This window comes from Gimesia maris, assembly GCF_008298035.1.
Lineage (GTDB): Bacteria > Planctomycetota > Planctomycetia > Planctomycetales > Planctomycetaceae > Gimesia > Gimesia maris.
Genome location: NZ_CP042910.1, coordinates 3,569,463 through 3,593,724, shown reverse-complemented (window position 1 = coordinate 3,593,724; position 24,262 = coordinate 3,569,463). Strand labels below are relative to the sequence as shown.

The 24,262-nt window shown below is 51.1% G+C and carries 19 protein-coding genes and 1 tRNA gene; 10 read left to right on the top strand and 10 right to left on the bottom strand.

Annotated elements, in window-relative coordinates:
• Positions 1–338 precede the first annotated feature (338 nt).
• Together csrA and GmarT_RS13285 are read left to right on the top strand one after the other, a co-directional pair.
• Positions 339–572 (top strand): carbon storage regulator CsrA, encoded by a 234-nt coding sequence (csrA, locus tag GmarT_RS13290; protein ID WP_002649400.1) that lies wholly within the window; start codon positions 339–341, stop codon positions 570–572.
• A gap of 373 nt (positions 573–945) precedes the next feature.
• Positions 946–2,346 (top strand): DUF1501 domain-containing protein, encoded by a 1,401-nt coding sequence (locus GmarT_RS13285; RefSeq protein WP_002649401.1) that lies wholly within the window; start codon positions 946–948, stop codon positions 2,344–2,346.
• 627 nt (positions 2,347–2,973) lie between these two features.
• Here the strand turns inward: GmarT_RS13285 and GmarT_RS13280 are convergent.
• A tRNA-Arg gene (locus tag GmarT_RS13280) sits at positions 2,974–3,047 on the bottom strand.
• A gap of 301 nt (positions 3,048–3,348) precedes the next feature.
• Here GmarT_RS13280 and GmarT_RS13275 point away from each other — a divergent pair.
• Complete coding sequence (locus GmarT_RS13275) at positions 3,349–5,004, top strand: Na/Pi cotransporter family protein (RefSeq protein WP_044240358.1); 1,656 nt, start codon at positions 3,349–3,351, stop codon at positions 5,002–5,004.
• 22 nt (positions 5,005–5,026) lie between these two features.
• On the opposite strand, the gene GmarT_RS13270 is transcribed toward GmarT_RS13275, so the two are convergent.
• Together GmarT_RS13270 and GmarT_RS13265 are read right to left on the bottom strand one after the other, a co-directional pair.
• The gene (locus GmarT_RS13270) at positions 5,027–6,127 is read right to left on the bottom strand and encodes an acyl-CoA dehydrogenase family protein (protein WP_002649404.1); all 1,101 of its coding nucleotides are present in this window, start codon (positions 6,125–6,127) and stop codon (positions 5,027–5,029) included.
• A 129-nt stretch (positions 6,128–6,256) separates the two neighbouring features.
• Positions 6,257–7,579 (bottom strand): hypothetical protein, encoded by a 1,323-nt coding sequence (locus GmarT_RS13265; protein ID WP_149302826.1) that lies wholly within the window; start codon positions 7,577–7,579, stop codon positions 6,257–6,259.
• Positions 7,580–7,783: 204 nt separating this feature from the next.
• On the opposite strand from GmarT_RS13265, the gene GmarT_RS13260 reads away from it, so the two are divergent.
• The 3 genes from GmarT_RS13260 to GmarT_RS13250 all read left to right on the top strand — a co-directional run bounded on the left by GmarT_RS13260 (position 7,784) and on the right by GmarT_RS13250 (position 11,772).
• Positions 7,784–8,881: a tetratricopeptide repeat protein gene (locus GmarT_RS13260; protein ID WP_002649407.1), complete on the top strand. Its 1,098-nt coding sequence runs from the start codon at positions 7,784–7,786 to the stop codon at positions 8,879–8,881.
• Positions 8,882–9,364: 483 nt separating this feature from the next.
• On the top strand, positions 9,365–10,624 hold the full coding sequence (locus GmarT_RS13255; protein ID WP_230682315.1) for a trypsin-like peptidase domain-containing protein: 1,260 nt from the start codon (positions 9,365–9,367) through the stop codon (positions 10,622–10,624).
• 224 nt (positions 10,625–10,848) lie between these two features.
• On the top strand, positions 10,849–11,772 hold the full coding sequence (locus tag GmarT_RS13250) for a thiamine-phosphate kinase (RefSeq protein ID WP_002649409.1): 924 nt from the start codon (positions 10,849–10,851) through the stop codon (positions 11,770–11,772).
• Positions 11,773–11,794: 22 nt separating this feature from the next.
• Here the strand turns inward: GmarT_RS13250 and rpoN are convergent, their stop codons facing one another.
• The 4 genes from rpoN to dnaX form a co-directional block, all read right to left on the bottom strand.
• Positions 11,795–13,285: an RNA polymerase factor sigma-54 gene (gene rpoN / locus GmarT_RS13245; RefSeq protein ID WP_002649410.1), complete on the bottom strand. Its 1,491-nt coding sequence runs from the start codon at positions 13,283–13,285 to the stop codon at positions 11,795–11,797.
• Between the two features lie 64 nt (positions 13,286–13,349).
• Positions 13,350–13,976: a recombination mediator RecR gene (recR, locus tag GmarT_RS13240; RefSeq protein ID WP_044240352.1), complete on the bottom strand. Its 627-nt coding sequence runs from the start codon at positions 13,974–13,976 to the stop codon at positions 13,350–13,352.
• 84 nt (positions 13,977–14,060) lie between these two features.
• Entirely contained in the window at positions 14,061–14,414 is a 354-nt protein-coding gene (locus GmarT_RS13235; RefSeq protein WP_149302824.1) for a YbaB/EbfC family nucleoid-associated protein, read from the bottom strand.
• A 2-nt stretch (positions 14,415–14,416) separates the two neighbouring features.
• On the bottom strand, positions 14,417–16,210 hold the full coding sequence (gene dnaX / locus GmarT_RS13230; RefSeq protein ID WP_223123525.1) for a DNA polymerase III subunit gamma/tau: 1,794 nt from the start codon (positions 16,208–16,210) through the stop codon (positions 14,417–14,419).
• Between the two features lie 513 nt (positions 16,211–16,723).
• Between dnaX and GmarT_RS13225 the strand changes: the two genes are divergently transcribed.
• Positions 16,724–18,049, top strand: coding sequence for an amidase (locus GmarT_RS13225; RefSeq protein ID WP_149302822.1), 1,326 nt, complete (start codon positions 16,724–16,726; stop codon positions 18,047–18,049).
• A 524-nt stretch (positions 18,050–18,573) separates the two neighbouring features.
• Here GmarT_RS13225 and GmarT_RS13220 read toward each other — a convergent pair.
• From GmarT_RS13220 to GmarT_RS13210, 3 genes are all read right to left on the bottom strand, one after another.
• The gene (locus GmarT_RS13220) at positions 18,574–19,581 is read right to left on the bottom strand and encodes an acyl-CoA desaturase (protein ID WP_002649544.1); all 1,008 of its coding nucleotides are present in this window, start codon (positions 19,579–19,581) and stop codon (positions 18,574–18,576) included.
• 224 nt (positions 19,582–19,805) lie between these two features.
• On the bottom strand, positions 19,806–20,540 hold the full coding sequence (locus tag GmarT_RS13215; RefSeq protein ID WP_002649545.1) for a response regulator transcription factor: 735 nt from the start codon (positions 20,538–20,540) through the stop codon (positions 19,806–19,808).
• Entirely contained in the window at positions 20,537–21,541 is a 1,005-nt protein-coding gene (locus GmarT_RS13210; protein WP_002649546.1) for a sensor histidine kinase, read from the bottom strand. The genes GmarT_RS13215 and GmarT_RS13210 overlap by 4 nt, the downstream gene beginning before the upstream one ends.
• A 314-nt stretch (positions 21,542–21,855) precedes the next feature.
• Here GmarT_RS13210 and GmarT_RS13205 point away from each other — a divergent pair, with 314 nt between their 5' ends.
• The 3 genes from GmarT_RS13205 to GmarT_RS13195 all read left to right on the top strand — a co-directional run bounded on the left by GmarT_RS13205 (position 21,856) and on the right by GmarT_RS13195 (position 24,251).
• Positions 21,856–22,299: a DUF2784 domain-containing protein gene (locus tag GmarT_RS13205; RefSeq protein ID WP_002649547.1), complete on the top strand. Its 444-nt coding sequence runs from the start codon at positions 21,856–21,858 to the stop codon at positions 22,297–22,299.
• Positions 22,300–22,431: 132 nt separating this feature from the next.
• Complete coding sequence (locus tag GmarT_RS13200; RefSeq protein ID WP_002649548.1) at positions 22,432–23,160, top strand: SDR family oxidoreductase; 729 nt, start codon at positions 22,432–22,434, stop codon at positions 23,158–23,160.
• 35 nt (positions 23,161–23,195) lie between these two features.
• Complete coding sequence (locus tag GmarT_RS13195) at positions 23,196–24,251, top strand: YheT family hydrolase (protein ID WP_002649549.1); 1,056 nt, start codon at positions 23,196–23,198, stop codon at positions 24,249–24,251.
• Positions 24,252–24,262: the final 11 nt, after the last annotated feature.

Genomic DNA, 24,262 nt, shown 5'->3' with positions numbered 1-24,262 from the left:
TATTGCATAAAAAAAGAGTAACAGCTAAATTTTGCGCCAGCAATCAACTACTTGCCCGGCAGGTGCCGGCCGCATGCTCGCCGCTGGAGGTGCGAGCGCATAGTTAAATATTGAGAGACACAACAGCAAATTACTGCTGAATTGAGTTGAACAACTAGCTCAATAATGCCCTTGGTTGCCTGATTCTACCTACCGAACCTGAGAAAATTTCGGTAACAAGCGGAACGACCCCACGATTGCAAAATCGAACCGTTCCGAGCCCCACTGCAGGCAATCCACAAGCTTGTTTCACGTACCCATTACAGTACAGTTCCACATTGATTAGAAGGAGTCTACAAATGTTGGTCTTATCCCGCAAAGTCAACGAAACGATTCAAATTGGCGACAACATCCAGATCACCATTCTGGATACCAAAAAAGGAGCCGTCCGCATCGGCATCGCCGCTCCACGGGAGATTCAGATTTCCCGTCCCGAGTATGCCAAGCAGACGGTGACACAGGAAGTTTCCACTCAGGAGACAACCCGGGAAAACTCACAGTTTTCTCTCGCTTTTTGTGGCACGATTTCCTGAGTCGGTTCCATAGAATCGGACAGCCGGAGGAAGCGCCCCGCGCTTTCCTGCCCCTGTCCGGACGGAACGGCACGCCTGAAATCTTCTGACATCCTGCCACAACTGAATACGCCCACCGACTCCTCGGAATTGCCTCCTGATAACGTTCCAGTACTCCCCGACAGGCTCAGTCTGCGCGCCTGTGGGGAAGGGATTCAGAGCTGCAAATCTGCAGGAAAACAGCGAACGCATCAATCCCCACTTGTGTGTCACCTTCCATCTGGCTAGAATCAAAACTTAATAATCCTGCGAAATTCCTGCTTCAGAATTTCCCCAGGATCTCCTTGAAGTCATTTGATTTTCCTGCCCGTTTCCGCATGCCAGAGGTAACTCCATGAGTGCTGACCGTTCTGTTTACTGTCCCGGTCCGCTGTCACGACGCAGTTTTCTGGAAGCCGGTTACATGGCGCTGGGGGGACTGGGACTCGCCGATCTGCTGCGTCAGCGAGTGCTGGCCAACTCACTCAATCCCCAGGCAGGGAACCGGGAAGACACCGCAGTGATTTTCATCTGGCTGCTGGGTGGTCCCAGTCATATGGAAACGTATGACATGAAACCGAATGCCCCCAGCGATTACCGCGGACAACTCAACCCGATCGCGACGAATACACCTGGAATGGAGATTTGTGAACTGCTGCCTCAGCATGCGAAGGTTGCCGACAAATTTTCGATTATCCGTTCGATTTCTCATGAAGATTCACAGCATGCGCGTGGTTCGGTCCGTTTTCTGAGCGGTCGTAAAACACAGAGCGTCGATCCGGTCTCTGAGTTTCCGACCGTGGGACCGATCGTCGCCAAAATGCGTGAACAGCGTCGTGTGGGCGTGCCCAACTATGTCGCCAGTTCTCCCCGCGCCTATGGAGGAGGCAGTGCCTATCTTGGTGAATCTGCCATGCCGTTTGTCGTGGGCGGTAATCCGGGCGCCCCGGGTTACACAGTACCCAACCTGTCTGTTTCCAATAGTGTCAAGGACCGCCTTGATGACCGACTGGGGCTACTCAAGTCCTTTGATCATTTCCGCCGAGACGTCGACCTGCATGGTTCCATGCAGGCGATGGACAACATCAATGAGCAGGCGCTGGGAATGCTGACCAGTGACAAAGCCCGCGAAGCCTTCGATCTGTCACAGGAGAGCGATGCCACCCGGGACCGATACGGCCGCCACAAATGGGGCCAGCGTGCATTACTCGCGCGAAGACTGGTCGAAGCGGGTACCAGCTTTGTCACCATGTATATGAATAACCCGGATGTACCCGGCACACAGAAAAACCGCATCCATGGTAACTGGGATATTCACGCGATCAACGGTGACCTGTATTATGATCTGGGCGTGCGGATGCCCCATTTTGACCGGGCTGTCGCAGCTTTGATTGAAGATATCTACAGCCGCGGGCTCGACAAAAAAGTCATGCTGGTCGTCTCAGGTGAATTCGGTCGCACGCCTCGTATCACTGTTCAACCAGGAACGAAAAGCAAGGTGATGCAGCCAGGCCGCGATCACTGGCCGGGTGCGATGTCCGTTCTGGTCTCAGGTGGCGGCGCTCCGATGGGACAGGTGATCGGCTCAACGACCGCCAAAGGGGAATACGCCAAAGACAACAAGCTCGATCCGAATGACCTGCTGGCAACCGTCTATCACTTCCTGGGCATCGACCAGAACCACGAGTTCCTCGACCTCAGCGGCCGCCCCATGCCCATCCTGCCCCACGGGGCACCGATCAAAGAGCTGATCTGAGCCAGATTCTGTCCATCAGGAGCAATATTGGGATCAATGCAATGAACATACTGAAAACTCGACGTAAAATTGTAGCCTGTCTTCTCGCCTCACTGGTCCTGATATCAATCTTCTTTGCTCTGCGGCATGTAAAGCAGCTGGAAATCCAGAATCGGCACGCAAAGTATTACGAGGATGTTTTACGACAGCAGACGAACGCCAGCGGCCCTCCGATAGCAAAGGTACTTTCTGCTGACCGTGATAAACCTGTCTCAAACGTAATTGTTGGTATGACGTTGATCGGTCCTGATGGAGGTGATGGTGGATTTTTCAGTTTCGTTACTGACGAAACTGGTATTGCTCATTCTGACAGGCCTTTAACTCCTGGACGGTATCAGTATCACTTGATGCCCGATCCGAAATCCAGGTTCAATCGGACATACTGGCGTCGAGGCCAGCCGTACGTTGTCATTTCAAAAGACGGTACAACATCAATGCCATCATTACTATTGAATGTCAAAAGTGGGGGATAGCAACTGAAGAGATAAAAGGTGTCAGGTCATTGATTTTTTTATTTGACCTGTCCCTCTAATTAGAATGGCGTTATGGATCGGTAATACGTGCATCAAAGACACACTAAAGCGAAATTACCCCCGGCTGGGCTCGAACCAGCAACCTCTGGCTTCGGAAGCCAGCACTCTATCCAATTGAGCTACGGGGGCTCATTTTTCTGATACCTGAACAGGTTTCCCTGTTCCTCGGCCTGTCGTGGCGTGAACCAGTCTCAGAACGGTCTATGAACTGATTTACCGTCAGAGACTCCAACACACAAGGATCAGCCCCATAATTTTAGTTCTGTCTTGAAAGACAGTCCGTTCGGACCCTTGTATTATTAACAGTTCTTCACAATAAATAAGCACAATCTTAACACAATCCAATTCATATGAACACCTTCCAGTTGCCCCGGTCAGATTCTTTGGGGGTAAACACCAATACGATAGGTTCAGAGACACAATGTTTGAAATGACGACCACCCTCATTGGAGGTCTGGGGATCTTCCTCCTGGGAATGAAATACATGTCCCAGGGGCTTCAATCGATTGCCGGCGCCAGTTTGCGGCGGCTGATCGGTGCCGTCACCAATAACCGAATCCTGGCGACTTTCGTCGGATTCCTGGTCACCATCTTAGTCCAGTCCAGTTCTGTAACCACCGTCATGACCGTCGGGTTCGTGAATGGGGGGCTGATGTCTCTGACTCAGGCGATTGGCGTCATCATGGGTGCCAATATCGGGACTACGGTGACAGGCTGGATTCTGGTGCTGAAAATCGGCAAGTACGGACTGCCCATGCTGGGTGTTTCGGCGTTTGTCTATCTGTTTTCCAAAAATGAAAAGGTGCGTTATACCGCTTTGGCGATCATGGGCGTCGGCATGGTCTTTTTTGGCCTGCAACTCATGAAGGAAGCCTGTGCATTTCTCAAAGATATGCCGGAATTTCGGACCTGGTTTCTTCAATTTCAGGCTGACTCTTTTGTGGGTTTGTATCAGTGTATGCTCGCGGGCTGTATTTTGACGGTACTCGTACAATCCTCATCTGCCACACTGGGAATTACGATCTCTCTGGCGACAACCGGATTGATTCCCTTTGAAACGGCAGCCGCTCTGGTTCTGGGTGAAAACATCGGCACCACCGTCACAGCATTGCTGGCTTCGATCGGAACCACCACGAATGCCCGCCGCGCCGCTTATTTTCATTTTCTCTTTAATATATCCGGGGTCATCTGGATTTCGACCATCTTCTTCTGGTACGTCCAGTTTATTCCCTGGATCATTAATGTCGATGTGACGCAGACTGCCGTCGTAAATGGAGAAACCATCTATCCCAACGCGGCTCTGGCGATTGCCGCAACCCACTCGGTGTTCAATATTGTCAACACGATCGTCTTCCTGCCGTTTTCCGGAATGATCGCCACGTTATTAACACGAATCGTCAAAGATCAGCCTCAGGAAGTCACTCATCTGCAGAGTCTGGATATCCGCATTCTGGAAACACCGGCGCTGGCCATTGATCAGTCACGGGGTGCCGTGATCAAGATGGGTGTGCTCTGCAACGAAATGGCCCAGATTTTATACCGGATCCTGTCGCAGGAGAAACCGGATCCCGATGATGTCGAGAAGCTGTTTCAACATGAAGAAGAACTCGACCGGATGCAGGATGAAGTAACCAGCTACATCACCCATCTGCTCGCCATGGATCTGACTCAGGATGTGATTTCCAAAGGACGCTGCCAGTTGCGTATGGCGGATGAATACGAGTCCATCAGCGATTACCTGCAGCGAATTGCCAAATTCAGACTCAAACTAAACAAGCAGGGCAGGGTCTTTGATGACACCCATAATAACTCACTGCTGGACCTGCTCACGATGGTCGAAAAGCAGCTGAACCATGTCACCACCGCCTATCAGCAGTCTCACACCGACGTAGTTTCTGCGACGATTCGCTCAGGCACCGAAATCAAGCACAAAGTCAAGACGCTGCAGCGCGAACACCTGGATTACCTGTCGGCAGAAAAAGTTGACCCGTATATCAACGTCTCTTACACATCGACGCTGAACGCCTTGCGTCGCGTGCGGGATCATGTGATCAATCTCGCGGAAGCACTCGCTGGCGAAAAGTGATTGGCCGCGAGTCAGCATGCGGCTAATCGAGCACGCAGGCAAACTCTTTCATATTGGCGTGGACCACCGGTTGTGGACAGGACCAGACCAGAAAGAACATGGCCTCGCGAATGGCGCGCTCGGCGGGGTGCCCTTTGACAAAACCGGCTCCTTTGACCGCAGCGAGTAATGCCTGGGAAGCACGTAAAACCAGCGAGTTCGACTGTCCGCGAATCTTCTCTGAGAACCCGCCGTTCAGAGTTCCGGCCTGGAGGGTCTCAAACATTTCAGTACAGATGCCATCACACTCGGCACGGAAGGGCCGATAGATTTCCATCAGATCGGGTCGTCTGTCAGCCTCTTCACCCAGTTTTGCAATCGCTCTGCGGGCGACTCCCAGCGCGAGGGCGGAAGTCGTCAAAGATCCGGCACCTCCCTGACCATCGGGCCGCTTCATCACATTCTCGACAGGTCCTGCAATGAGATACTGCTCAGGAACAATGACCTGATCGAGTTTCACCGCGCCGGTTTGCGAGCCCGTCATCGATAACATTTCAATGGGCGGTTGAGGGGCAACCCCTGCGTGATCGGTCTGGACCAGCGCCAGGATCTGGGTTCTATCTTCACATACGCCACCGGTGATGATGTAGTCCGCTTTCACGGCGCCCGTCACCCAGGGAACGAAGCCATCCAGTTTCCAGCCCTCGTTGATTTTCTCTGCTGTCACGGTCGGTTTACTCAAGTGCTGCCTGGAAGTGGTCAGATGAGAAATTCCGACCGTGGCAAATTTTTCTCCCGCTGCCAGTTCCTGAAATACGCTCCATTTCAATTCCTGATCCTGGGACCAGTTAATCCGCTGACAGGCTGCATTGAACTGAGTCAGTATAAAAGTCGTCGTCAGACAGGCCTCAGCAAGCCTGATATAGCCGTAGGTCATCTCCACGGAATTCAAATCGGTTCCGCCGAATTCCCGGGGAATATTCCAGCCCAGAATTCCCGCCTGGGTGATCGCATTCCAGGCTTCCGCTGGCCATGCCAACTCAGAGTCACTGTTTTCAGACAGTTTCGAAATGGTCTGGAGCAGACGATCAAACTCGTCCTGAAATCGTTCTGGTCGATTTGAATTCAATGCAGATTCTGTCATCACTCTTCTCATTGCTGAAATAGTATTGTAAGCGCCACAGCATCCAGTCTATAAAAAAAGCCTCATACCCGAAAGTATGAGGCTGATCAGCGTTGAAATGAATCCGGATCAGAAAGCCTGATTCATAAGTTAATTGCAGGTAGAGCAACCTGTTGCACAGGGAGCACAGTCAGGGACCTGGACGGCGATTTTCTTCGCAACCTGTCGACAGACCTGAACCTGGACTTCTTTCTGTACCGTGTATGGAACACAGACAGTATAAGACTGCTGCACGACTTTGGGTACGCATTTGTAAACAGTGACTTTGCGTGTGCAGGTTTTCTGTTGAGGAACGCAGACAGTGAAGTTCACCATACGGGTTTTTTCCTCTTTGACCAGCGAGCAGACCTTTACATCACAGGTACGTGTTTCCTGTCGGCACTTTTGCACCTGGTAGGTGTATTCCTGGGGAACACATTTGACCTCGCAGACTTTCACCATGCGTGTCTTTTTTTCCTGTCGGCAGAGCTGGACATCGTATGTGTATTTTTCGGGTACACAGACGGTTTCACAGACTTTGACCGTTCTGGTTTTCTTGACCGCTTTGCAAAGTTGAACTTCATAGGTAAAGGGGACCTGATCGCATTCCTGACGATAGGAAGTGTATTCGACCTGTTTCTGTACGACCTTAGGAACCCAGACCCGCTGTGTGCAGACAGGGGCACAGGCTGTCTGGCAGCAGCCGCCACAGGTTCCACAACTGCCACAGGCCGGAGCAGGGCAGGCCGTTTCGATGGGACGGTCTTCCCAGTGTCCCTGATCTTCACAGACGGTGCGATACTGTTTCACGGGGACGCATTTCATCACAGTCCGCGTTCCCTGTCGCTTGACTGTGTAAGGTTCATTCACCGTGTATTCCTGAACCACATCCTTCATGACCACTTTTTGAACCTGGCGGGTTGCTGTCCGTTTTTCGGTGTAGGGAACGTTGACCATGTATTCCTGCTCAACATCCTTCCAGAAAGTTTTCTTAACCTGGCGGACTCCGGTTTTTGATTCATAATAAGGCACATTGACCGTATATGTCTTTTGTGAAGTCTGCCAGACCGGTTTGCAGACCACATACTTTTCTTCGCGGGTCCGTACTTCGGGTACCATCACGGTATAAGAATGTTCCACCTCTTTGATCTCAGGAACTTTTTCGTAGATTGTGACATCCCGCTGACGCGTTTCGGTGCGATAGGCAGTGCAGTTGACTTTACGAACTTCGGTGACCATTTCTGGCACCATCACCGTGCGTTCCACTGTTTTACAGGCCGGTTTACATGCAACCGTCGCGCATGGATTACAGCCGCTCACACAGGGGGCTGCACTCACGCAACACTGCTGCGAGTGACACTTTCCCGCCTGGGCTGCTGAGGTCATCATCATGATGGCTCCCACAGCACAAAGTATCTTAAACGTTGGTTTCACTTTCCTCCCCTTTCATGTTGTTTTGAAATTCATAATGCTAAAAAATGAATATTCTCTGTTTTCTAATTCCCTTTAGTTTGGGAAAGAGTCGAACACCAGTATAGAATAACATGTTAATATAGGAATTCTACGAATTATACTAATTATATCAAAAAACTAACAATTCTCTGAGATATACCGCTGAGACAGTATTGGCAAACATTGATGAACGCTGCATTTAGAAACAATCTGATTCAGTCTGCTCTGCTGCTGGCAGTCATTTTACATGCTCATAATCACACTTATTGTGAGCAGCCTGAGATTTTCTCTCAGACGATGATCGTGGCGACCAAAGGGGCAGAACTGAAGACAGGGGAAGGGCTCATCAGTCAGCTGAACCCGGGGGAAGTTCTTGTCGCAACCCAGCGAAACGAGGAATGGCTCTGGATTCCGTTAAGGGGAGGCTGGATTAATGTAGCTGACCTGAAAGCACCGGAGGAACTGATTTCTATTCTGGATCAGTTTATCGAAACCAAGCCTACCGCCGAGCGCTATCATTTAAGAGGAATAGCTCAGCAGGTTTTGAAGAACTATCCTGCAGCTCTTTCTGACTTTGCCGCCTCGCTGAAGCTCAAACCCGAGAATGCCCACATCTACGTCAATCGGGGAAATATTCGACGTTTACAGAATGAGTACGATCTGGCTCTGGAAGATCTGAATCGAGCCATACACCTCAATGGCAAAGATGCAAATGCGCATTACATTCGAGGCCTGATCCGACTGGAACAGAAGCAACTGCAGACGGCAGTGGAGGATCTGACAAAAGCGATTCAGCAGAACCCGCAAATGGTGGCGGCTCTAAATGCCCGGGGAATTGCCTATCGGGAACTGAACCAGTGGGACCAGTCGCTGCAGGATTTCAACCAGGCAATCAAAGCCAACAACTTCGTATCCGAAGTATTCAGCAATCGCGCTGCGATCTGGGAACATCGGGCTCAGTTTGATTCGGCGATCAAAGACTACCAGAGAGCACTGGAGCTTAACCCCTCCTCAGCAGTAGCACATAACGATCTGGCCTGGTTATATGCAACCTGTGCTGACGAGAAACTTCAAAACTCTGAACTGGCAGTATCTCATGCTGAAAAAGCCTGTGAACTGACCCGCTTTGAAGACTGGAATCTACTGGACACACTGGCGACATCCTATCAGGCAAACCAGCAGCTGAACAAAGCATCCCATACCCTCACCCAGGCAATTCAGAAAGCCCCTGTTGAGCAGAAAAAAGTGTTAAAAATGAAACTCGATAAAATCACAAATAATTGAAATCATTCTCAAGATTCACTTCGCAGAAGTCTGCAGCCGCTCCACTTACGTCTATCTCGCTGAATCTGACAGCATCCGGCTGCCTCCGTCTCTGCCGACATGAGCCATTTCTGCAAAGCCGCAGTCATTTATCAAAACTGCAGGCCATTTAATCGGCACCTTTTACCCAGAATAACGACTTGTGAACTAGGTAAACTATTCCACAGAGTTTGGCCCTGATTAAGGCGCTCAAGTAATCATTCCGATATGCAGTTCTACGGAGCATTGATGGATCGCCTCCGGTCGGTAGATGGAACTAGGAATCGCGAGCAATCGCACCGCCACCTCGATGAACTGAGCCACCGAATGATTAAGTGCTTTTATAAACTCACTATGTGCACTGTTCTGATCGTAACAGGATCAGTTGCATTATGTGAGGACAGTGTTGCCTCCGACGTACGGAAAACACCCCTTGTTCGCGCTATTGAACGTGCAAAAACTTCTGTGGTTAATATTCACAGTGAGAAGACAGCACGTTCAGAAGACTCGCTTTTCGGTTCTGGAAAAAACCGCAAAGTCAATGGGATGGGAACCGGTATCGTCGTTGACCCCCGTGGATACATCGTCACAAATCACCATGTGATCGATGGAGTTGACTCTTTACGCGTCACGATGATGGATGGCAGCACCTACAATGCGCGGATCATTTCATCGAATCAGAGTGAAGATCTTGCGATTATCAAAATCAATCCCAACAAAAAGCTGACGGTGATGCCTCCCGGAACGTCATCAGACCTGATGCTGGGCGAAACCGTGATTGCCGTGGGCAACGCGTTCGGATACGAACACACGGTCACATCCGGTATCATCAGTTCGCTTTCTCGTGATGTCGAAGTGAACGAAAAACAATCCTACAAGAACCTGATTCAGACCGATGCCAGCATCAACCCCGGTAACAGTGGTGGCCCTCTGTTGAACCTTGATGGTGAAGTCGTGGGGATTAACGTCGCAATTCGTGCCGGTGCCCAGAGAATTGGCTTTGCCATTCCCATCGACGATGCCCGGAAAATTATTGCTGACCTGATCAGTACGGAATTACTGGATCATACCTACCATGGAATTCTGGCGAACGATATCAAACAGGGTGACAAACAGATGCTGGTACTCGGACAGCCAGCCAAAGACAGCCCCGCGGAGAAATCCGGTCTGCAGAAAGATGACATTGTCATGAAGGCTGGCTCGGTCAACGTAGTTGATCGTGTTGACCTGGAACGAGCTTTCATGGGACACAAGCCCGGTGATACAATCGACCTGCTGATTCGCCGGGAAGAGAAAACGCAGACGGTTCAGATCACACTGGCAGACAGTGGTTCTGTTGTTCGCACGACACCTGTCAGTGCCCCCATTGTGCGGGCTCAGAATAATGAAATCTCAAACGATCCCACTCTGGAAAAGACATGGGAAGTCCTGGGAATCCGTATCAGCAAAGTTCCTGAAACACAAAAGCATATGCTCAACCCCCGCTATGAGGGTGGGATGCTGATCGAAGAAGTTCGCCCCCAGAGCCCGGCAGCCATGAACGGCATGCGTCGCGGCGACATTCTGGTGGGACTGCATATCTGGGAAACGGTTAATCTCAGCAACGTATCCTATGTTTTAAGTAATTCGAAGCTCCCCAGCTTCAACCCACTGAAATTTTACATTCTCCGCAAGAACGAAACTCTCTATGGCCACCTGCCACTCAATCTGGACAGTACGCCGTAGTTTATAATAGATCCATCAATCAGTTCATACTGATCCATCAAACCCGACACTCTTTCCACGAGTGCCGGGTTCTTTTTTTTGACAGCGATCTGATCCTGCCTGCGTCGTAAAAACGAGATAACGCACACTCGCAGCCCGGCAATGGAAACTGTTATGATGGGCTGTCGACAGGCAAGCGTTGTGCCCCCTTCGAACGAACTCTTATTGTCCCTGACTGTATCCACATGACTGCATTTCACGAATTTGAACTCATTGAATGGATTCGTTCACAGAAGGGAATGTCGCATACAAACCTGCTGGGGATTGGCGATGATACAGCAATACTGCAACCGCCGGCCCACTCAGAACTGCTGCTGGCGACCGATATGCTGATGGAGGGGGCTCATTTCACATTTCCACCCGCGACTCCGGAACTTGCCGGCCGCAAAGCGCTGGCGGTCAACCTGAGTGATATCGCGGCCATGGGCGGATCTCCTCACTCAGCCCTGGTCAGTCTGGCGCTGCCTCGATCACGAGGATCTGAATTTGCCAAATCAGTGATGCAGGGGATCATGGAGCTGGCTGCAGAATTCCAGACCCAACTCGCCGGCGGTGATACAAACAGCTGGAACGGCCCCCTGGTCATCAATGTTGCCATCATTGGAACCGCAGACCAGTCACACTCCATCAAACGCTCTGGCGCTCAACCAGGCGACTGGATTTTTGTGACCGGCGCTCTCGGCGGAAGCCTGGAATCCCATCATTTGACGTTTCAACCTCGCGTCAGGGAAGCTGTCGCTCTGATGGAAACCGTAACGATCAAATCCATGATCGATGTGAGTGACGGCCTGGCATCTGACCTGCAACACATTCTGGTCGAATCGGATGTCGGTGCAGTCATCCAGTCGAAACAGATCCCGATCAGCCCACGCGTCTCTTCTGAGTTGACAGACGCAGAGCGTCTACAGAAGGCACTCTCAGACGGCGAAGACTTCGAACTGCTGTTTACCGTCTCTGCAGAACAGGGGCAGCGACTGCGGGACCAGAATCCACTTTCCATTCCATTGACTCATATCGGAAAAATCACAGCAGAGCAGGGTGCCTTGCTGCAGCAGACAGACGGTTCCACAACACCACTGGAGAATACAGGCTGGAAGCATCAGTTGTAACCAGCCTGGTACGGGTGAGCGATTAATATTCGCGCCGTTGACGTGATGACGGGATATTCATTGCTTTCCGATACTTGGTGACCGTTCTGCGTGCGAGGTTATAGCCTTCCTTGGATAAGGCATCCACGAGTGCATCATCGCTGAGGGGTTTATTCTTATCTTCCCCGTCAATGATTTCTTTGAGTTTCAGACGAATGATGCCCCAGGCAACGTCTTCACCGTCCGAGGTTTTTGTGCCGCCGCCAAAGAAGCGTTTGAGTGGATACAGCCCGCGGGGAGTCTGAATCCATTTGTCATCGACCGCCCGGGAGACCGTGGTTACGTGCACGCCAACCACATCAGCAATCTGTTGCATTTTTAACGGGACGATAAACTCAGGGCCGTTATCCAGGAACTCGGTCTGAAAGTCTACGATCGCCTGTGCGACCCGCTTCAACGTACTGTGCCGCTGCTCAATGGCTTCGATTAACCACTTGGCAGCATCGATTTTTTTCTTGATGTATTCTTTGGTCTGATCGTCAGCTTTGTTGCGCAGCATTTGGGCATATCCCCTGCTGATTCGCAGGGGAGGCGTGTATTCGTTTTCCAGCTCAACCACGTACTTGCCGTCTTTATCCAGTTTGACAAATACATCCGGCGTCACCTTGAGTACTGGTTCTGATTCAAACCCACGACCGGGAAACGGATCCAGGTAGCGCAGATAAGACATGGCATTTTTGATCATGTCGATCGAATAGCCGGTCTTGCGCTGAATCACAGGCAGACGATTTTGTCCCAGGTCATCCAGGTGTGCGGTGATCAGAGTAACCAGTACATCGCGATACGGGGCATCTGGCTTCAACTGCAGCAGCAGACATTCCTGCAGGTCGCGGGCACCGACGCCAGGCGGATCACATTTCTGAATCAGCGACAGCGCGGTTTCCGCTTCTTCCTGTGTAATTTTCTGTCCATACACCTGCACGATTTCAGGCAGCGAACTCTGCAGTCGGCCGTTATGGTCCAGATTCTGTATCAGGTATTCGCCAAACTCTTTCACTTCCGGAGAGCAGCTGAAGTAATGAAACTGCTCGATCAGGTATTCGTTGATTGTCTGCTGTCGTTCGGTAATATTCGCGACGGCATCGTTATTGCGTTCAATATCTTCGCTGACGCGGTTAGACGAAGGTTTCGTCGCCGAGGTCACATTGTCTTCAGGCCACTGTTCGGCCATCTCGAGCAGTCGTTCAAAATCGGATTCGTTATTCTGCTCGCTGCCGGCAACCATTTCCTTTTCGTCAATTTCATGACTGTTGGAATCTGAGTTGGCCTGTTCCCGCATCTGTTCCGACTCGGTTTCAGGGGTATTCTCGTTGTCGCTGATCCGTTCCAGGCAGACATTCTCCGCCAGCTCCTGATCGATGCGTTCTTCCAGCGCCTGTAAAGGGAGCTGCAGGATCTCCATGGACTGGATCATCCTGGGGGCCAGCTTCATCTGCTGGCCCAGTTTCATTTGTTGTGAAATATTCAGATGCATGTATTATCCGAATCCAAACCTGTTGTTGTCTTACAAAATTTTAACAAATGAAAAACGATCAAACTCAAAACCTTTGCCGCCCCTGCAGGGCATCAGATAACATCTCTTTGTTAGCAAACTCTAGCACACTCCCGGAAGCGATACCGCGGGCAAGTCGGGTGATTTCCACATTTTCATGCTCCAGCAGATTGGAAATATAAAGCGCAGTTCCATCCCCTTCCAGCGTCGGGTTGGTGGCCATGATCATTTCGGTTACGCCATCCTGTTTGACGCGTCGAATCAGGGCATTGATCGTCAGATTTTCCGGCCCAATTCCTTCCAGCGGTGATATCCGTCCCTGTAATACATGATATACGCCTTGAAACGAACTGGTCGCTTCCAGCGAGACCACATCCCTCGGGGACTCTACTACGCAGACCAGTTTCTTATCACGCCGGGAATCGGAACAGATCGTACAGACTTCCTGTTCGGTAAGATTGTAACAGACGGAACAGGGACGCACGGACTGCTTAACGGCATTGATCGCATCTGCCAGCTGGCGGGCTTCCGGTTCAGGAATCGACAGGATGTAATGCGCAAGCCGCTCAGCCGATTTACGACCGATTCCGGGCAGGGTCGCAAACTGATCAATCAGTTGCCCCACACTGGAACCATAAGGATGAGACTGACTCTCTCTTCCACGTAGCGACATAAAAAGACTCTTCAAAAACTTGAAACAGACGGAATGCTGTCCGTAAAGAAAATGGAACTGAACGGGTAGGGCACGCGTACCAGTTCAGGAATTAGGATTGAATTTCGAAAGTGCTTCATCCAGCCCGGGAATATTCATACCTCCCGTGATTTGAGACATTTCTTCTGCAGCTCCCTCGCGCGCTTTATCTAATGCCTGGTTGGTCGCCGCTGTGATCAGGTCTTCCAGCATTTCCCGGTCACCGCTCTCCAGCAGAGTCTGGTCAATCTTGACTCCCAGAACCTTCTGCTGGCCATTTGCTTCCACGTTGACCATTCCGCCACCGGCAGAGCCTTCAAAGCGAAGCTTGCCCAGTTTTTCCTGCATCTCCGTCATTTTGCCCTGCATTTCTGAAAACTGCTTCATCATGCCGGCGATATTTCCCAGTCCTTTGAACATGGTCACGAATCCTCTTTTTTCTCTTCTGCCTGGACTTTTAAAACATCGACTCTCACACTTTGCGCGTTAAACACGGAAAGGGCTTCCTGCAGAAAATGATCCGTGGCAGGGGCCAGTTCACGCTGTTCTGCTCGCTGTTGAGCCATCGATGGTCTGCTTTGTTTGTCATCTGCATTCTCGTTTTCAGACGCTGGTTCCAGCACAATCAAACGAATTTTAATCCGTTCACCTGTCACCTTTTCCAGCGAATTTTCGAGTCGGGCCAGCATTTCAGGCCGTTCGCAGTATTGCTTTGAGAAATTATAGCTCTTAGAGAATTGTAAATCCAGCTGTTTCGGCCCAGAAATTGCTATTGACGTCACACCTTTCAGGGAATCTTTTAACAAATCCTCAGTGTTTTCAATAAGTTGCGACAACAATAAACTTTCCATTCCGGGTCGAAAAGGAACTGTTTCTGCGGCAGGGGGGGAACTTTCAATCGATTCTGACGCTACAGGCGATTCAATTTCATTTTTTTTTTCAATTTTTTTTTGATCGGACGAGGGCTCAGTACTCTCTTGAGGGGGAGTGGGGGGCTCAGAAACGGGTTGGGAAACCGCAGCTGCAGAGAGAGAAGGGGAAGCTTGCCGCACCGCTGCCGGGGCAGCAGGTATCTGACCTCCGGATGACAGAAAACGGCTCAACAGGTCCAGATCTTCGAGGAGTGACATCCGTATCAATGCCAGTTCCACCAGTGCGCGACCGTGACTGGCACGAAACATCCGATTCCGGGCTTCATTCAGAATCTGAAACGCGGCCAGACAGGTTTGAATTCCCCAGGCTTCCGCCTGACGCTGCAGACTGGCTCGATTCATCTCCGAGATCGAGAGCAGGGTGACCTGCGACGCTCCTGTTGCCACGACAGATAAATCACGCAGATAATTCAGCAGCTGATCGACAAACTCGTTCAACTGCACACCGGCATTCAAAGCGGCATCAAAGTGCGTCAGTGCCACATCCCGCTTTTGTTCAATCAAAGCGTCGATAAGTTCAATCAGCCGTTCATCACTGGCCGTCCCCAGAATTCGGTGCACACTTTCTGCCGTCAGATGCGATTCGCCGAAAGACAGCAGTTGATCAAAAATAGACTGGCTGTCCCGCATCGATCCACCCGCGCGGCGGGCGACGAGTTGAATGGCGTCATCAGCCACACTGACCTGTTCGGCTTCGGCAATCTGCTTGAGACGATCACAGATGCTGTTTTCTTCGATGTACCCGAAATCGAAACGCTGACAACGGGAAAGAATCGTATCAGGCAGCTTGTTCGGCTCGGTCGTACAGAAGATGAACTTCACATTCGGAGGCGGTTCTTCCAGCGTTTTCAGCAAGGCATTGAACGCTTCCTTGGTCAACATGTGAACTTCGTCGATGATATAGATCTTATATTTTGATCGCATCGAACGCACATTCACATTCGCCCGCAACGAACGGATATCATCAATCCCACGATTGGAAGCACCATCGATTTCCAATACATCCACATCACTGCCGACAGCAATATTCTGACAGACCTCACACTCGCCACACGGAATCCCATCCTGTGTATGAGGGCAATTCAACGCTTTCGCCAGAATGCGGGCCATCGAAGTTTTACCCACACCCCGCGCGCCGGTAAACAAATAGGCGTGTGCCACGCGGTCACCACGAATGGCATTCTGCAGCGCCTGGGCAACCATTCCCTGTCCTACGACTTCCGAGAAATTCTGAGGCCGGAAGCGACGGGCCAACACTGTATACTGCATCGATTTACTGGACATACCTGTTATCAGACATCGAAATCAGAAAGAGACAAAGAAACGGGGAAACGAAGAGCAACCTGCTGCTCAGTCACTTACAATAAGTGACTCTGATCCGTTTATCCAGTGAGAGGTGGTAATCAATTTGCGATCATAACGTGAATGAGGAGCTGCCAGAGTATATCACATTGAATCATAGCGTTCGTAATCTAACATACTCGGTCCAAATGCCCCTGGAGACGCTACGGATAAACTGGATACAGTCTAATAAAAAGGGGCGAAAAGCTGCCTCCTCGTACACCTGGAATAAACCAATGTGGGCTGCTTCGGTTAAGATCTGACCCGGTCAATGACTACCCCACCATACTCGGAGACAGCTTTTCGCCCCCTGATTGATAGCGATTCAACGCCTGAACCATGCATTATGGAGCTAAATTCCCGATCGTCAACCCACTGCCATTTGATTTCCCGCACTGAATCGCCGAAAATCTTAAAATACTGCGATAATCCACTCCTACGCATCAGAAACGAATTATGAATCTGTACCAGACACCTCCCCGAACCATTGCCGACGCACAACAGGCGCTTAAAGCCGGCGAACTCTCCTGCCGCGAACTCCTGACAGAATGCTTTCAGAATATTGAGGAAAAAGAACCTGCCATTCATGCCTGGGCACACCTCGATCGTGAGGCCGCTTTTCAGCGTGCAGACTTACTGGACCAGGAACTGCAGCGTGGACGCTGGCGCGGGCCTTTACATGGAATCCCAATCGGCGTCAAAGACATCATCGATGTCAAAGGCATGCCCACACAGGCCGGTTTTTTGGGCCGAGACAAGCCTCCCGCCACCAACGATGCCACGCTTGTGGAAAACCTGAGGATGGAAGGAGCGATCTTTCCCGGCAAAACGGTTACTACCCAACTGGCGAGCTTTGATCCTCCTCCCACGCGAAATCCCTGGAACCAGGAGCACACACCGGGAGGCTCTTCCAGTGGGTCCGCGGCGGCAGTCGCAGCCGGGATGTGCCTGGCAGCAGTGGGAACGCAAACAGGTGGCTCGATCATTCGTCCGGCGGCTTTCTGTGGTGTCGCTGGTTTGAAACCAACCTTTGGCATGGTCGATCGGCAGGGGGTGATTCTGCTTTCCGACCATCTGGATCATGTAGGACCGCTCGCACATACCGTCTCAGACCTGGTGATTATGCTGGATGGTATGACTGACCAGGCCACCTATCTCCCCCTGTTGATCGAACCCGTGACTGCAGCGCCCCGTATCGGCTGGCTGTCCGACTTCTTCATAACGCGCGCGGAGCCAGACATGCAACAGGCACTCACAGTGGTCCGAGAAAAACTCGCTGCAGCCGGCGCCCCCATTAAAGATTCTCGGCTGCCCACCGAATTTGAATCGATTCTGGACGAGCATCTGAGCCTGATGCAGTATGAAATGCTGCATCAACTGGGAGATGATTATGACCAGAATCGGGAATATTATGGCCCTGCGATCAGCCAGGTCCTCGAAGCGGGCAGGGAGGTCTCTTCTAAACGCTACCAGGCATGCCTGGACTACCAGAGCCTGATCGGCCAGATTACGCGGAGGTGTTTTGCGCGTGCTGAAATTTTGATTTCGCCAGCCACCTTCGGGCCGGCCCCTGATTTGACCACTACGGGGAACCCCGGCATGAATGCTCCCTGGAGTCTGACCGGCTTTCCGACGCTCACCATCCCTGCTGCTGTGACGGCAGGGGGGCTGCCTGTGGGTATCCAGATCACAGGACATCCCGACAAATTCGATGACCTGCTACTGGCTTCCCAGTGGTGTGAAAACGTCTTACGCCCGGGGTTTCTGGAACAGATTTCGTAATCAAAAAGCGTACTTCAACCTGCCTGTTTCAGCTTGAATCAATGGCCTCGCATCAAAGTTTACACGAGTGTCACCCATGTGTCCGAACGTGTGTTACCCGTGTATCCAGTCCCTACAGAAACTCCCTCAAGAGCGCCACACGGGAATGTGATCTGGCAGAGATTGTACTACCACGAAAATCACGAAATGACACGTAAGAGAGAAATGGGTGAAACTATGAAAGAAGGTCGAGCGAAGCGAAGCGGGCAGGAGGTCCCAGTTGGCTCGTTCACTTCAGAATAAAGCGTCAAATTTTTATCACCAGATAGTATGAGGCGCACATTCTCACCCGACTGCTTCCACACTGCCACCTCTTGTTGTCTGCGACAACACCGAATTGCATTCGGTGTCACCCATCGCTGAGTTAACAGTAAAAGACAAGAGGCGAGCTGGAGACGCTACAGTAAAGCTGGATACAGTCTAAACAAAAAAGCCCTGACGGGTTCTCACCAGTCAGGGCTTTCATTTTTTTTAATCTGTCTCGTTTATTTAGCAACCACGATTCCGTTTTTGCCCGGTTCCGGATCAATTTCCGGTTCTGCATTCTTCTCAGGAATCCGATCGTTGACGTCGTAGGCCATACCGATGGCTCTTAAGGCTTTGATTGACCACCAGGTAATATCGATTTCCCATTTCCGGTGCCCCGCGGGAGCTACAGAAGGATGTGCATGATGGTTGTTATGCCAGCCTTCGCCGTAAGCGACGATGGCAACCCACCACAGGTTCTTAGACTGATCTGTGGTTTCGTAGTTACGATAGCCCCACAGGTGAGTCGCAGAGTTTACAAACCAGGTGGAGTTGTAAACAAAGGCCATCCGGGCACACAACCCCCAGAGCAGCATCGACCAGCCCATAAAGTTTCCGCCCATGGCATAACCAATTCCATACATGGCAAAGCCGGAACCAATCAGCCACAGTGGGTAGGTTTTTTCGAAGAACTGAATCATCGGGCGATTTTTAAAGTCGGGGATATAGTGATCGGCGAATTTATCGTTGAGTTCTTGATCCCGATAGACGAACAGCCACAACAGGTGAGACCACCAGTTTCCTTCAAAAGGAGAGTGGGGATCGCCGTGCTTGTCTGACTTCTGATGATGCAATCGATGTGTTGCTGCCCAGGTTAAGGGTGAACCTTCACCGGAGAGAACTCCACACAGCAGAACAAAGAATTCCGCAGGAGCTCTGAGCTTAAATGATTTATGCGAGAGATAGCGATGGTATCCCAGACAGATCCCGATACTGGCGGTTGCCCAGTGCAGCACCAGACAGGTCACAATTGCCTGCCACGAGATAAAAAAGAGAGCCGCAACCGCGCCAATGTGAATTCCAGCCATCCAGATCAGGACGACCCAGTCAACATTGCCCCAGTGCAAATTCTCTTTATGAAATTTGGCGAGGATCTGTTCTCGCTCTTCGCGTTTTTTTGATTTCTTAGGTTGGGTTACCGCAGCTGTTTGTTCTTCAGCAGGTTGATCCAGAATGACGCTCGACATGATTGCCCTCATCTACATTAACAGGTGCCTGATAGTTAACACTTGCAGGAAATCAGGGTTCACCGATCTCCTCACTTCTGCGGAATTCTATCCAAGAGGTCGGAATCCGGTGTCTTGTAAGCGTCATATAATTGTCAAAGTTGTGTCAAAGTGACAAAAAAAATGGATTTTCAAGGCATTCTGGCAAAAAACAGTGCAGAAACCGCAACACCTGTCCACAAAAATCAGTCAACGACGTCCTCAGGCATGAATCGATAGCCGGCACCACGCACAGAGACAATGTGCACAGGTTCAGCTGGATTGGCCTCGACCAGCTTACGAAGTCGCAGGACAAAATTGTCGATGGTGCGGGTTGTCACAAAGGCAGACTGTTCCCCCCAGACATCTTCCAGAATCTGGCTGCGGGTCAGTACCATGCCTTCATGCTCGATGAAATATTTGAGCAACCTCAGTTCCAGGTTGGTCAGACTTTTGCGTTCTCCGTCGACTTCGATCTCGAATGATTCAAAATCGACGATGACGTTTCCGAATTCGTAAAGTGCGGGGAGCTTCCTGCTTTGCGACAGTGCCGGTTTCACCAGACTTTTGCGTTTGAGTAGATTTTTGACGCGACTGAGCAGTTCAGGCAGGGCGAACGGTTTGGTCATATACTGATCCGTACCGCAATCAAACGCGTATGCTTTGTCTTCGCTCAGTTCGCGGGCGCTGAGAACCAGGATCGGCACGACTTCATCGATACGGCGAATCTCTTTTGCTATCTCATAGCCACTCATCCCGGGCAACATCAGGTCCAGTACCACCAGGTCGACACTCTCTTTGTCGGACTCGTAACACTCCTGAAAGTAGTTCAGCGCGGTCGGGCCATCCTCTGCAGTCAGGACGGTATACCCTTCCTGTTCAAAGTTGAATTTCAATCCCTGCGCGAGGGCTTTTTCATCCTCAACAACCAGTAACTTCATGTTTCAGCTCTCCCTGGCAAATCGATGGCAAACACGCTGCCGGGCTGATCCAGTCGATCGTGCACCGTGACTTTTCCTCCCAGCAGATGCACCAGGGTCCGTACAATGTACAGCCCCAGTCCGGTTCCCGTTTTCCGTCGTTCCAGTTCACTTTCTCCGCGATAGAAAATCTTAAAAATGTCCTTTCGGATTTCAGGATCGACGCCTTCACCGTTATCCATCACGCGCGCAATAACGCGTCCCCCTTTACTCACACGAACCTGAACCAGGATCTGCGGTTCGCTGGCTCCATACTTGATGGCATTGTCAATTACATTGCGAAAGATCATTTCCAGTAAAATCCGTCGGGTATGGATCACTGCCGGCTCGATATCAAACTCAAAGATCTGCTCCACTTCAAACTGCCGCCGATTACATTCCACACGCGCGCAATGTCGAATCAGCGGCTCCAGCAGGATATCTTCAGGGTCACTCTCCATGCCCAGCGCATCCAGGCGTTTGACCTCCAGCAGCTGGGAAATCAGGTGATCGAGGCGTTCGAGTTCTGTTTTCATCGTCGAGTAAAATTCGCTGCGCTGCTCTTCCGCTAACGAGCGCATCTGCAGCGTCTCCAGGTACAAACGGAGTGTTGCGATCGGCGTTTTCAACTCGTGCGTGACACTGTCAATAAAATCAGACTGCCGCTGACTGAGCCGCACCTCCTTGATCGTCAGTACCAGATACAGTGAAAGTCCGACCAGAATCAGAACAAACACAACCGTACCAATGGTCAGGGCCGTCCACCAGTAAATCTGGGCTGCCAGGATGATCCAGAACACCATCAGAGCAACATTCAGCACCATCAGTACGACACTCAATGTGATCGGCAGACGTAAGCGCCCCCGGCGAACTTTACGCATCAGTTGTAAAGCAGACCGATTGCCGGTACGCGCTGGCACCTCCGCGACAGTTGGCGGGGTTTGCTCATCTTCATCCAGTTGTTGATGCCTGGTCGATGACATCGCTATTTCCTTAAATTATATTACTGACTGAATCGCTCAGTTTTGCCAGTCCTCAGTATATCGAATAACAAATCAGCAGCGTATGCACAAACCCGCGCTTCCCGATAACTTGTTCTTTATCGCCTCTTACCCCAAAACGTGGGGAACCTGTTTCCGATAGCTTTCCCTATTAAACAGCTATACATCAGATAATTTTATTATAAATTTCCTGATGTTCCCGGGAATATTTCCGTGATCCCGAGTCTCTCTCATTGTGACAGGACGAAACTTCTTTGAGAAACATAATTAGATTTTGGCCCGTAACAGGTGCGCACATGGATTTCCACGATACTCAGTTTCTCTATCGACTCACAGCTGATTTCACGGTGATACTCCATTTCTCCTTCGTCATGTTTGTGCTGCTGGGACAGATCATGATTACCATCGGTGCGTTTGCCGGGTGGGGCTGGGTCCGCAATTTCAAATTCCGTATTATCCATCTGGTTTCAATCCTATTCGTTGTATTTGAATCAGTGGCAGGTATTGTCTGCCCGCTGACTACGCTGGAAAAGTGGTTACGAACACAGGCCGGAGAAGCCAGTTACCAGGGCGATTTCATCGCGAACTGGGTCCATGAAGTGCTGTTTATTGATGCGGGAACTGTTGAACCCTGGGTCTTCACAGTCTGCTATTCTCTGTTTGGTCTGATTGTTCTGCTCTCATTTTTCTTCGCGCCGCCCCGACGCATTTCTAAGACGCCCGCAGCCGAAGAAGTCTGATTTCATGCTCGTTTCCCTTCATGCATCATTTCATTTTCCCCTCTGATTCCGTAATATTGGTTGAATGAGAAGCGAAAACTATTCGCAACATGGCACCTTCCTTCCATAGACATCAGATAGAGAACTGCAAACATGCCTGGATTAGAAAACAAAAATATTGTTGTGACCGGTGGAGGTACCGGAATTGGAGAAGCCTGTGCTCTGAGTCTGGCACAGGCCGGCGCCAATGTGGTTGTCGGTGGCAGGCGGCAGGCACCACTCGAAGCTGTTTCCGCTCAGGCCGAAGGGAAAATCGGTTTCCATACCATTGATGTCGCAGATCGCGAAAGTGTCTCCGCCTTTTTTGACTGGGCAAACGAGAAGCTGGGACAAATTGATATCCTCGTGCACTGCGCAGGCATTAACTGTCGTGACCGCTCCATGGAAGTGGTTTCCGGAGAAGACTGGGACAAGCTGATGACCGTAAACGCCACGGGCGCATTCAACTGTATGCAGGCGGTACTGCCCCAAATGCGGGATCGTCAGGACGGGCTGATTGTAAACATCTGTTCCGTATCTGGAATTCGGGCTGGCCTGCTGGGCGGAGTTGCCTATAATGCCTCGAAGTTTGCGATGGCCGCGCTGGGAACCACTGTTGCTCAGGAAGAGAAAGATCGGGGAGTCCGAATTTCAACGATTTATCCCGGGGAAGTAGAAACCCCTATCCTGGACGAGCGTCCGGTTCCCGTCAGCAAGGAACATCGTGCGAAAATTTTACAGCCGGAAGATGTTGCCGCTGCAGTGAATATGATTTGTCAGCTACCTCCACGTGCTCATGTTTCTGATTTGACAATTAAGCCTACCACAGCTGCGTTCGTCTGATCAGCCGCGAGAACGTTCGACAGGATTGAACTTTAATGAAGAGTGATTTGGTTTTTCCGCCGTTTGTTCCGCATCGACTCTATCGAAACCGGCATCTGCAGACGATTGTCGGGCAGTTTCATTCGCGCGTGAAATCACCCTATCAGGCCGAGCAGCACAGCTGTCGACTGCCTGATAACGACCTGCTGATTCTGCACGATGACTGTCCGGGCAACTGGCAACCTGGTGACCGGGTAGTGATACTGTTGCACGGACTTTCGGGCTGTCACCGCAGTTCCTACATGATCCGCCTGGCACACAAGTTGAATGTCAGGGGAGTACGGGTTTTTCGCATGGACCTGCGTGGCTGTGGAGCAGGCACCGGTCTGGCCAAGTCTCCCTACCATGCAGGCAGTTTTCTGGATCTGCAGATTGCACTGGAACGGATCGAACAGATGTGCCCGCGTTCCCCCATCGGGATTGCGGGGTTCTCACTGGGCGGCACGATCACCCTCAACTACCTGGGACGTACCTCGGAAACGTCTGACCTGGTCGACCGGGCCATCGTTCTCAATCCCCCGATGCAGCTGTCTGAAAGCGTCAGGGTGTTTGGAAAACCATTATTTGGCCGTTATCAGCGACACTTCGTCACGAATCTGATCAAACACGTCCGCAAGTCATACCAGTACAAAAACCACACCCATAAAATTTCCGGGGCCAATTATCCCAAAACCCTGCTGGAGTTTGATAATCAATTCACAGCTCCCATGGCTGGTTTTGAATCGGCAGAAGATTACTACTCGCGTTGCAGTCCGACGGAAGTCCTCTCGCATATCAATGTACCGACGCTGATCATTTCATCGCAGGATGATCCGCTCGTACCCGCCTTCACATATCAGGAAGTCATTGACCAACTGGAACACCACGACAAAGTCACCCTGTACCTGACAGAGCATGGGGGGCACCTGGGATTTATCGGCGGACCATCCAGTGACCCAGATCCCCGCTGGTCAGACTGGCGAATCATCGACTGGCTGCTGACCGAGTCCCCGGAGGGACTGGCCAGTCAGGTTCGTAATCTAGCGAGTGACCCGGTTGAGCAATCCGCCTGATTCCGCAACCG